The following is a 10,772-nucleotide window of genomic DNA, read 5'->3' as shown; positions in this document are numbered from 1 at the left end:
GTTAATTATCCTACTTGCTTTCTTTCAAAACCATATCAATCGTAATTGCGGTAGCTACAATCGCCACTTTTTGATTGCTTTCGGCATAACTGGGATCGATAGAAACATTATATTTATCGGCTGTGGTAAAAACCTCTTTCAAAGCACCAGCCCATTTTTTGTTGATTTTGCCCATTTCGGCACCTGCATTATTGGTAATGCTAAAGTTCCAGGCTTTCCAATCGCCAGATATTTTTGCAATCTCCTCTCCCGATGTTGGGCTTGAAATGGTAAAAGTTGGCTTAAAGAATTTGAATTTTTGTTTAATAATGCCCACTTCAACACCAAGCGGATCGGTCACAATAATTTTCGACATCCAGAAGGTCCAGCCTCTTGTAATGGTGGCCTGAAGCTGGTCGTTGGTATCGGTAATTTCCAGTTTAAAAGGCATCATACGCTTATCAACCAGCAAAGTTAAAGCCTTTTGCCAGCCAGAAATACGCTGTTTAATAATCCCGATCTGAGCGCCCTGATCGTTGTAAACCTTATACTCGTTTGCAAACTTCAAAAAGTTTACTTTCTCATCAATAAAATACTCGTCGCTTAAAAAAAATGGAGGAATCTGCTTGTTCATACTGTAGATTTAAATATTAGATAAGCTGCTAAAATATATATTTTTCAACAACCAGCTGTAATTTGATTTAGAATCATGGGTTCTTTTGGCAATTAGTACAAACCTTTAATGATAAACCCGATAGCAGTGGATGCCGGTATTTCACCGGCTGGAACGAATAGCGGGACTACCGTAACCTATGGAACACTCACGTTCATTTCCAAACCTAAAAAAGAGTTAAAAATGTCATTTAATAATTTTCATGAATAAACTAATCAGTAATACAATAGATAGAGAAAGCTAATTTAGCGGACAGCCCAACTAAATGTTACAGTTTCTTTCTACCAGATTTAAACCCAATTTGCCACTAAACATTGCTACCTTTGCAGCAAAAGCCATTGAAGAAAATGGTTAAACCCAAAATACATGATTGAAATAGGAAAATACAACGAGTTAAGAATTTTAAGCAAAACAGAAGCTGGATTAAACTTAACCGACGGCGATAAACTGGTGATCCTGCCTTACCAATACGTTCCAAGCGGCGTAGAAATAGGCGACAATATTAATGTTTTTGTTTTTGTACAGAAAGATGGCCGCTTAACCGGTACAACCCAGAAAGCTTATGCCGAAGTGGGCGATTTCGCTTTTTTGAAAGTGGTTTCTGATGGCGATGATGGCGTATTTATGGATCTGGGCATCGATAAAGATGTGTATGTGCCTGATCGCGAACAAAAAAGGCCAATGCAAAAAGGCTATAAATATGTGGTTTACCTGTATCTGGACGAAAGTAACGACCGCCTTTTGGCCTCTTCTAAACTGTACGATTTTGTTGAAGAAGATGGCTTCGATTTTGAAGAGGGCGACGAAGTAAGTTTATTGATTACCGAAGAAACTGATCTTGGTTTCAACGCCATTATCAACAATACCTATATCGGTTTGCTTTACAATAATGAGGTTTTCGATAATATCCAACCGGGCGAAATGCGTAAAGGATGGATCAAGAAAATCCGCGTGGAAGGTAAAATTGATTTAACCCTGCAGCAAAGTGGTTATGGCCATATTCTCGATTCGAAAGAAATGATGTTAAGAGAACTGAAAAAGAGTGGTGGTGTAATTGAGCTGGGCGATAAAAGCTCTCCTGAAGATATTTATCACCGTTTCCAGATCAGCAAAAGTGCCTTCAAAAAAACTATTGGTTCCTTGTATAAAGAGCGCTTGATTATGCTTTCTGACGATTCGATCAGACTGATTACAGACGAGGATGCTGAGTAAGTTAACCACAGATCAAAAGGATAAACACAGATAGTATCTATAATTAGCCACTAAGACACAGATTTAACACGGAACAGTTTTCTGAGATTTCTGTGCCTCCGTGGCCAATATATAAATCGTCATTTTGACTGAAGTGGAACGAAATGCAGAAATCTCTCCAGATAGATCTCTCCATTCTACTGCGTTCCAGTCGAGATGGCGACGCTTTTTATTAGCGTATGCCATTGATAGCGTAGTCGAAGGATCTCCGCTACGATCGAGATGAAGGGCCAATTTCCGTGATTTCCGTGCCTCCGTGGCAAAAACCTAATTCAGATTAAACTTTTCGTTCTGCACCTTAACCGCATTTGATGCTGAAACGATGGCCACGATCATAATCCCGATTACAATAGCCAAAATCACCTGCAAGGTAGAGTAAACTTTGGTTCCCGAAACAAAAATTTCTGATCCTTTAATCAGTTCGTTCCCTACTTTAGATTGTATTTTGATGAGTGCCGAAAGTTTGGCTAAAGTCTGGTTTGCGGCATTTCTACCCATCGATTCATAAATTGCCCTTCCCTCTGTGCCAGCCATGTTCAAAATTTTAGCCTCCAATCCCTGTTGAACAGTTAATGCCTTTTTAAGATCATTTAAAAAACTTTTTTCCTGCTTTACCAATAAAGTGAGTTCGTATTTATTAATTACCGAATCTATTTTACGGTTGTGTTTATTCATTTTCACCATACCAGTTGAAGGATGAACCGCACCATTACCTAACAATGTTTCCTGAAGGATCTCATTTTTATAATACAGATTTTCAGCAATAAAATATAAATCTGTTGCCGGTACCAGCCTGTCATTGTACATCGAAATAAAAGATTCGTTAATCTTCTCTACACTTTTATCCTCCAAAAAACGGATCAATAAGGTGCAGCACATGATGCAAAAAAGCAAGAAAGCAATTTTAAGCTTGTTTTTGAGACTAAAGGCAAATTTCATATATAATTGGTTAGTATGTTTGACCACAAAGACATATAAACACAAAAGAGAGTTCAATCGGTGTAATCTCTAAATCTGTGTAATCCCGTTTTAAAAGTAATCCTCCAGCGCCGTTTTTGCGAAAAGCTGAGGCGCAAAATTGACTAAATATAACTCTTTTTTTGCTCGTGTTACAGCGGTATACAACCAGCGGAGAAAATCGAGATCGATCATTTCTTCGGTAAGATAACCCTGATCAGCAAAAACAGCATCCCATTGGCCACCCTGTGCTTTATGACAGGTTACTGCATAAGCAAACTTGATTTGCAGCGCATTATAAAAGGGATCGGCTTTAATGGCCAACATCCGCTGTCGTTTATTGGCAATATGTTCATAATCTTCGTTAAGCCCATCAAAAAGCTTCTTATTTTGTTCGTAAGGCAGGTTTGCACTTTCTAAATTTAAGGTATCCAGCATTACTTTGCAGCTGATCTGCCCTGCAGCCGGAAAATCCATAAACTCCAAAGTAGCATCGGCAAAACGAAAACCATAACGTTCTTCCTCCCCCCTCACGCGGATCACCTTTGCCATATCGCCATTGGCAATAAAAGCGGTATCTTCATTATCTGGCAGCCAGAAATAATTGTTCCGCACCACCATAATCTGATCGCCTCCCGTTAACTCTTCTTCGCGGTAAAGCAGCCTTGCCCTAATTTGCTGGTTGTATACATTGGCCGATTTATTGGAACGGCAAACCACCAAAGTATTTTCCATACCGAATTTGCGGTAAGCATATTCTAAGCCCTCTACTAAACGTGCCCCTGGCATATTGTAAATATCAGTATAACTTTTAGTCAGGAATTTAGGCAATGGATTTTCAGGATTTTTGGCAATCTGGTTCCGCAGCATGGTGGCATTGGCCAGAATACCCGATTTCTTCCCTTGTCTTACAACTTCCTTTAGCTCAACAGACGAAACGGTTAGCGCAAATTTATCTTTAAGGTACTGCTCGTTCAATGCCGGACTGTCTAAACTCCCTACCGGAGGCAACTGCGCCGTATCGCCCACAAAAAGCAAAAAGCAGTTTTTGGTATTGTACACAAACTCGAGCAGATCTCTCAGTATCGAAGAGCCCGTTTCGTTAAACTCGTCGGCTATCATCGAGGCCTCATCGATAATAAACAACGTATTTTCGGAGAGGTTCGGCGCTAGCTGAAACTGCATTTCGGGCGATGCTGCTGAGCGTTTGCGGTAAATCCGTTTATGTATGGTTAAGGCTTTTCGGTATGAATACTGGCTCATTACTTTCGCTGCCCTTCCGGTTGGTGCAAGCAGTTCACTACGCAAATTAAATTGCTTCAGTACCTTCACTAAAGCCGCTACAGAGGTCGTTTTACCCGTACCCGCGTAACCTTTAAGCACAAAACAGCGGTACTCATCGTCCTGTTGTAAAAACACCGACATCCGTTCGCAAAAAAGCAATTGCTCCCTGGTAGGCGTATGTTCGTATGCAGAAGCAATAAGCTGGCTTTTATCCGGGATCATTAATGGTTAATTGTTTAAATGGTTAATCGGTTAACTGTTTTCAGGGCAAAAATAAAACCTGAGTTTTTAGCATCGGCTTAAGTTAACTAAACCGTATTGAAGCGATATCTCCCGATCTAATCGCCTGCTTGTTTTTTGCAAAGATTTTGATCGGGAATTTAGCGAAAAGACGGACTGCGGTAACCAACTGGCATTACAGTACCTTTTCAAATCAATACAAGGGTTATGCGCTTTGCTTCCTGCGCGCTGCTAATTACAAAAGTAAGGTTTCGATGCGATGTGCCATTACCATATTTTGTTTTTTACTAAAGCTGAAAATAGTAAAATGGCCATCCTGAGAGGCTACCAAACCGATAGATTGTGGCTGATCATTAACAAACTGGGCCACAGAAAAATGCCGCGTACCACCCAATTGTCCTGGATACAGGATTTTATCTTCACCACCAACAATAGGTTCCGAAAAGGCAATCTGTTCTACAGTTGGCTTGCCTTTAGCACGACCGATTTTTGCGCCAAAAGCAATCAGATCAAACTCTTCATTGATGATTGTTGCACCATCAACCGCTGTTAAACCTGCTAAGTGGTCAACCTCTCTACGCACAGCGCCCTGTGAAAATATCTCACTTTGGTTACCACTTTGTTTCGCCAAATTAGACAGGCCACAGAATGGAGGTTCTACCAAATACTGTATGGGGTGGATAATGGATTCTTCCCATTTCGTATCACCTTTCGGCACAATAAGCAAGGCCCCACCACGACCATGCGCACGCATAGACACTGAAAATTGGATCAGGATATTAATCGGGTCGTTCCAGCTGGCTAGAACAGTCAGATCTAATAAGGCCTGCAAAATAGGCGGACAATCTTTATTTGTACAGCTCCTGTCGTCTACGATACGGATCTGCTCGCCTTTTAGCACCGCAACATTGGTAAACTTACCGATGCCGTAAATCCTTCGGTGTTTAATCACGATCAGGCCAGGTTCAGAAACATCCACAACAAAACAAAAGTTCGGAATATTGAGGGTTGTACCCCAGATATAAAGTTCGCCATTCTCTTCCCAAACACCCAGGTGAATTCCGGAGCGCTCAATTCCAGGTGCTATTTTGGTGAGGGTATTGGCATTTAAGGCTAGCTTTTTCGCGAAACGTAATGGCTTCGAGGTTTGTTCTGGTGGTAAAAAAGCAATCGAAATCCGTGGCGAATGCCCTTCCTCCTTACGCAAACTGCTCCAAAAAGCAACATCGATTATCGCTTCAATTATTTTTCGATCCGGTTGAGTAGCCAAATCTATCTCACCCTGTGCAATTGCATTTTGATGCAGTTTGACAAAATGTTGCTCAATAGTTGCTGCAATCGTGTTTGCCGCTTTATAGGTAGGCTTATAACTCATGTTCCGAATTTAAGCCGAATATTTCGATTTTTGAATATCCGAAAGGTTTGATTTTGGTAAAAATATTTCGAGGTTTTAACCGCAAAGCGCGCAAAGACAAGATTAACCACAAAGGCGCAAAGCACACAAAGTGAATTGTATATTTTTGGCCGAACGTCATTCCTCAAGTGAACTGAGGTGTCTCAGGTGGTAAAAATAAAGTTCATTTGTTCATTGAGCAATTAGTAAGTAAGATGGCTAAGAATTATTTCCGTGAACTCCGTGTTTCCGTGGCAAAAAATTAAAACACTTCGGCCCAAAACCAAAAATTTAAGCTCATCTTACTGTTAATCCTCAAAAAAGTCTATTTTTGTTTCAATGAGTAACAATAGTCTCTTATTAGTCGACCCGAATTTTAAAGCTGGTGCATCTGCTAACTGCCATTTATTATTAAAAATAACGAATGACAGCCTTTCTTATGCTGTGGTCAGCAAGGATACAGAAGAGATTAATATCATTTTTGATAAACAAGGTTGTGAAGATGTACAAAAAGAACTGAAATCAGCCTTTGAAACTGATCGTTACCTCTCCTTAAACTATGCAACTGTAAAAGCGGCAATCCATACCTCGAATTTTATTTTCATCCCTGACGAATGGTTTGATGGTGAAAACCTGACCGTTTATGCTAAATATTTAGGTTCTGATGCTAAGGTTTATACTAAACATAATGAGAAACTGGGCTTTAATACTGTTTTTTGTTTAGATGAAGATTTAAAAGCAAATCTGCCCGAAAAAACAGATTTATTTCCACAATCTGAACCATTAATGGTTTTATTTAATCATTTGGCAGATGAATCTTTACTAATCGATTTTACAGCAGTATCTTTTAATGTACTCTATATCAAAGATAAAAAGATCGTTTTTCAAAACCATTATCAATCAGAAAATGCCGAGGAATTTAATTATTTCCTGTTGCTGATGATTGAACAACTGGACCTAACCGATGCCGTTCCCGTGTATTTACAAGGCATTATAAACGAAGATGATGAGCATTATAACTGCTTATTAAAATACTTTAACCAACTTTATTTCTTTCTTCCTGCTGGAAAACAAAATAGCGAATTATTGGCTGATATGCCTAAACACTATTTCAGCGGTCTCCTTGCTTTAGATTTATGCGAATAATTGGTGGCAAATTAAAAGGCATCCGTTTGCAGCCCCCTGCAAATTTACCGGTACGCCCAACTACGGATATGGCCAAAGAAGCACTCTTCAATATCCTCAACAACAAATATGATTTCGAAAGCTGTACCGTTCTGGATTTATTCTGCGGTACCGGAAATTTAACTTTTGAGTTTGCCTCACGCGGGGCAGAAAGTATTTTAGCCATTGATATGGATTATGGCTGTGTAAACTGGGTTAAAAATACCGCAAAACAGCATCAGTTTGATCAGGTTGATGTGCGTAAAGGCGATGTTTTCAAATTATTAAAACAAATGACCGGCGCTTACGACCTGATATTTGCCGATCCGCCCTACAATATGCCCAACATTCCACAAATTCCGGTGATGGTTAAAGAACAACAATTACTTAAACCCGATGGTTTACTCGTTGTAGAACACCAGAGCAATATGAAGCTGAACAGCCAGCCCGGCTACACCGAAACCAGAAAGTATGGTAATTCGTCTTTCAGTTTTTTTGAGTTTAGTTAGTAGTCGATAAAATTTCTTTAGCCAGTATAATATTATTTTCTTTTTTGAAAGCGTATAGGCAATAAGTTGTGGCAGCCTTCAGTCCTGCTTTTCATTGCAATCAGGCTTATTGTCAAGGGCCTGCTTCAATCCTATACCATTGAACTTCTTAATGCCCTTAATTTCTTAATGATAAAACATTAAACCATACGTATTCCGTGTATATCCGTGTTTCCGTGGCAAAAAATACAGAAGACCAGAATCGTCTTGCTGAATTTATTATTTTCAATTGTCTTGTAGCTACTATGTGGTCAGCATCTTTTAGTATAAAGACCCTGAATTAAATATGCATTGAACTTCCTAATACCCTTAATTTCATAATGATAAAACATTAAACCATACGTATTCCGTGTATATCCGTGTTTCCGTGGCAAAAAAACAACCTTATTTGTATCCTTCGTGTCTTAGTGGTAAAAAATTCCGCCATAAAAATCTATATTTGAATCATGAAGATAGCGCTATTTCCAGGCTCATTTGATCCGATCACTATTGCTCACGTAAATATTTTACAACGTGCCACTCCCCTTTTCGATAAAATTGTAGTAGGTATCGGACTCAACAGCGCTAAACAGAATTTCTTAAGCGCAGAGCAGCGCCTTCAGATTTTACAAACTGTTTTTAAAGGCTATCCGAATATCGAAATCCAAACATACGATGGCCTAACCGTAGATTTCTGCCGAAAAATAGATGCCACCTATATGGTTAGGGGCATCCGTTCAGCTGCTGATTTTGAATATGAAAGAGCCATCGCGCAGATTAACCAGACGATGATGCCTGAGGTAGAAACCATTTTACTCTTAAGCAAGCCCGAATACTCAGCCATCAGTTCTACCATTGTACGCGATATTTTAAGAAACCATGGCGATGTAAGTCCATTCGTGCCAAAAGAAGCCCTTAGTTTTTTGTAAGAAATTTGGCACCGTTACATTATTCCCCTCTTCCAGAGGGGTGTCCGCAGGACGGGGTGTCAAACCTGTACTCAACTGATCTTGGCGTCTCGCTAAGACATAATTATTTCTATACCGAATACCGATTACGAGAGACAAAGTATAGTGTCTCATCCGACTTCATCCTCTTTATCTTCCTAATATTAACAGCTAGTGCTTAAATTTTATTTAATTTAACCTGTAACGTTTTTTAAAATCGCTTACCAATGGGTTATATATTAAATGAAAGAAACAGAAAACATATTTCTTACCCTGATTAATCAACACAAAGCGATTATACATAAGATTTCGAAAATGTATATGAACGGTTTTGAAGAGCAGCGTGATCTGTTTCAGGAAATTGTATTACAGCTTTGGAAAGCTTATCCCACTTTTAAGGGTAATTCCAAATTTACCACCTGGATGTACCGTGTCTGTTTAAATACAGCTTTAATATACTTTAAAAAGGAGAACAGAAAAGTAGATAAGACACCTTTAGACGAAAATATTGATATAATTGATGTAAATGAGAGCGAGGGAAAAGAAGAAAAACTGGCTTACCTGTATACCGCCGTTCAAGAGCTGAATGTGATAGAAAAAGCCTTGATATTTCTCTTTCTCGAAAATCAATCCCATCGCGAAATTGCCGAAAACCTGGGCATCAGCGAGGTAAATGCACGGGTAAAACTGAACCGAACTAAAGAAAAATTACAATCCATCATAAAGAAAAACGGTTATGAATTTTGACGATATAAAAAACGAATGGAATGCTGAAAGTCCGGAAGGAAGTAACATTTCGACCGATATGCTTAAAATAAAACAAGCACATACCCCAATCGACAGGATCAGGGGAAAAATGAAACACGAGTTTTTTTACCAGATCTTCTTTTTGGTTATCATGGCCTTTGTTCCTTACTTTTTTGATTTTTCATCAGCTATGGATCAGGTATTTTTAATGTTTTACGCCATCACTTGTGGTTTTACAGCCTATTACTTTATAAAATTCTACCTCTTCTATAAAAATTCATACGATATGAGCCTGGATACACGTAAAAATATCCTTTGGTTTTATTACGAAATGAAATTGAATATCGAACTTTATAAAGCCCTGACCTATATTGTTGCCTTTATCGGAATTGCCTTTCTTGCAGTTTACCTGTTTGTAGAAAAGGCTTCCATTTTCGCCAGGATTTTAGGCAAACTATCGCCTGTTTACATCTTATTAAACTGCTTTTTCACCATTCTGATTATAGGCGTAATTACCGAGTTATGGGCATGGTATTATTATGGCAAACATTTAAAACAAGTAAAGAAGGTAGTGGATGAACTGGATTATGAATAATCGGTGCAGTCAGATAAAAATATTTGACACCATAGCTACCAAAGGTGCTGACCACGTAGTAGCTACAAGACGATTAAAAATACTACCTCTACTTGTAAAATAAGTTCAGCAGGACGATCTCTGGGATAGAACACTTATAGTATTCCTCCGGCTCTTAAAACATCCATAATTGATGGAAAAGTATTTTTAACCACCGGTGAAATGTGGTTTTTGTCCAGCCAAACAGCTTCATCAATCCCTTCTTCTTTCTGAGGGACCAATTTTGGCTCGCCTTTAACCTTCATTTTGTACCAGTTCGTTTTCTTGATTACCATTTTAGTACCAATCGGGTAAACGTGATAGGTTTTACAAAGTTTTTCTTCGCGTTTAAACACCTTAATGCCGCACTCCTCTTCTACCTCACGAACTGCCGTTTCTTTCATTTTTTCACCTTCTTCAAGCTTTCCTTTGGGTAAATCCCACTTTTTATTTCGAAAAATAAAGAGATAATTTCCATTTGCACTCTCCACCAAACCACCTGCAGCTTTAATAATAGTACAATCTTTCTTTAGTTTTTTAAAGGTCTCCTGAGGATTTTTTGTCAAGAAAATATAGCTCTTCTTCGAACCATTTTTTAGTTTTTTGTAGAACATTTGCAGATCAAAATCCTGGAATTCAAGTTGTTGAATTTTCTCCTTTTGCTCTGGCAAAAAATCTGAGATAAACAAAGTGTTATCGTTGATATAAATTCTATAATTTCTTGGCATATATTTTAAAACACATTAACAGCATAAACTGCGCTTTACAGCAGCATATTCCTTTCCCGATTACATTTAAAGAGTTCTTTCTGCGAAACCTATATATTTTGCAATGCTCTAAAAGTAGAAAAATTGTTGGGTTATTTATAGGGTATAAAAAAAGGTTACAACAATTAATGTTGTAACCTTATCTAAATTAACGCTCTCAATCAAAGATTGATGCAAGGCTCTCACCCCTTGCTTGCTACAAATATATAATAATTTATTAAAGAGTGAAA

The 10,772-nt window shown here is 38.5% G+C and carries 12 protein-coding genes; 7 read left to right on the top strand and 5 right to left on the bottom strand.

Annotated features, from left to right (window positions below):
* Window positions 1-10: 10 nt before the first annotated feature.
* Complete coding sequence (locus AC07YT_RS23955; protein WP_057933366.1) at window positions 11-613, bottom strand: LURP-one-related/scramblase family protein; 603 nt, start codon at window positions 611-613, stop codon at window positions 11-13.
* 108 nt (window positions 614-721) lie between these two features.
* On the opposite strand from AC07YT_RS23955, the gene AC07YT_RS23950 reads away from it, so the two are divergent.
* Together AC07YT_RS23950 and AC07YT_RS23945 are read left to right on the top strand one after the other, a co-directional pair.
* Window positions 722-862, top strand: a complete 141-nt coding sequence (locus tag AC07YT_RS23950; RefSeq protein WP_494945561.1) for a hypothetical protein — start codon at window positions 722-724, stop codon at window positions 860-862.
* A 156-nt stretch (window positions 863-1,018) separates the two neighbouring features.
* Window positions 1,019-1,864, top strand: a complete 846-nt coding sequence (locus AC07YT_RS23945; protein WP_086547019.1) for a CvfB family protein — start codon at window positions 1,019-1,021, stop codon at window positions 1,862-1,864.
* Between the two features lie 306 nt (window positions 1,865-2,170).
* Here AC07YT_RS23945 and AC07YT_RS23940 read toward each other — a convergent pair whose 3' ends face one another.
* The 3 genes from AC07YT_RS23940 to AC07YT_RS23930 all read right to left on the bottom strand — a co-directional run bounded on the left by AC07YT_RS23940 (window position 2,171) and on the right by AC07YT_RS23930 (window position 5,759).
* The gene (locus tag AC07YT_RS23940) at window positions 2,171-2,842 is read right to left on the bottom strand and encodes an MCP four helix bundle domain-containing protein (RefSeq protein WP_086547020.1); all 672 of its coding nucleotides are present in this window, start codon (window positions 2,840-2,842) and stop codon (window positions 2,171-2,173) included.
* A gap of 90 nt (window positions 2,843-2,932) precedes the next feature.
* Window positions 2,933-4,366, bottom strand: coding sequence for an ATP-dependent DNA helicase (locus AC07YT_RS23935; RefSeq protein ID WP_086547021.1), 1,434 nt, complete (start codon window positions 4,364-4,366; stop codon window positions 2,933-2,935).
* A 253-nt stretch (window positions 4,367-4,619) separates the two neighbouring features.
* Window positions 4,620-5,759, bottom strand: coding sequence for a putative sensor domain DACNV-containing protein (locus tag AC07YT_RS23930; RefSeq protein ID WP_086547022.1), 1,140 nt, complete (start codon window positions 5,757-5,759; stop codon window positions 4,620-4,622).
* 357 nt (window positions 5,760-6,116) lie between these two features.
* Between AC07YT_RS23930 and AC07YT_RS23925 the strand changes: the two genes are divergently transcribed.
* The 5 genes from AC07YT_RS23925 to AC07YT_RS23905 all read left to right on the top strand — a co-directional run bounded on the left by AC07YT_RS23925 (window position 6,117) and on the right by AC07YT_RS23905 (window position 9,757).
* Window positions 6,117-6,923: a DUF3822 family protein gene (locus tag AC07YT_RS23925; protein WP_086547023.1), complete on the top strand. Its 807-nt coding sequence runs from the start codon at window positions 6,117-6,119 to the stop codon at window positions 6,921-6,923.
* Window positions 6,914-7,450, top strand: a complete 537-nt coding sequence (gene rsmD, locus AC07YT_RS23920) for a 16S rRNA (guanine(966)-N(2))-methyltransferase RsmD (RefSeq protein ID WP_086547024.1) — start codon at window positions 6,914-6,916, stop codon at window positions 7,448-7,450. The genes AC07YT_RS23925 and rsmD overlap by 10 nt, the downstream gene beginning before the upstream one ends.
* A gap of 485 nt (window positions 7,451-7,935) precedes the next feature.
* The gene (gene coaD, locus AC07YT_RS23915) at window positions 7,936-8,397 is read left to right on the top strand and encodes a pantetheine-phosphate adenylyltransferase (RefSeq protein WP_086547025.1); all 462 of its coding nucleotides are present in this window, start codon (window positions 7,936-7,938) and stop codon (window positions 8,395-8,397) included.
* Between the two features lie 261 nt (window positions 8,398-8,658).
* Complete coding sequence (locus tag AC07YT_RS23910; RefSeq protein ID WP_086547026.1) at window positions 8,659-9,162, top strand: RNA polymerase sigma factor; 504 nt, start codon at window positions 8,659-8,661, stop codon at window positions 9,160-9,162.
* Window positions 9,152-9,757: a hypothetical protein gene (locus tag AC07YT_RS23905; protein ID WP_086547027.1), complete on the top strand. Its 606-nt coding sequence runs from the start codon at window positions 9,152-9,154 to the stop codon at window positions 9,755-9,757. Before AC07YT_RS23910 ends, AC07YT_RS23905 begins: the two co-directional genes overlap by 11 nt.
* 134 nt (window positions 9,758-9,891) lie before the next feature.
* Here the strand turns inward: AC07YT_RS23905 and AC07YT_RS23900 are convergent, their stop codons facing one another.
* A complete protein-coding gene (locus AC07YT_RS23900; RefSeq protein ID WP_086547028.1) occupies window positions 9,892-10,503 on the bottom strand; it encodes an NUDIX hydrolase in 612 nt (203 codons plus the stop codon).
* Window positions 10,504-10,772 lie beyond the last annotated feature (269 nt).

It is taken from the genome of Pedobacter sp. GW460-11-11-14-TSB4 (assembly GCF_059423705.1).
Note: the sequence above shows the minus strand (reverse complement) of the source record. Positions and strands in the feature narration are given on the sequence as shown.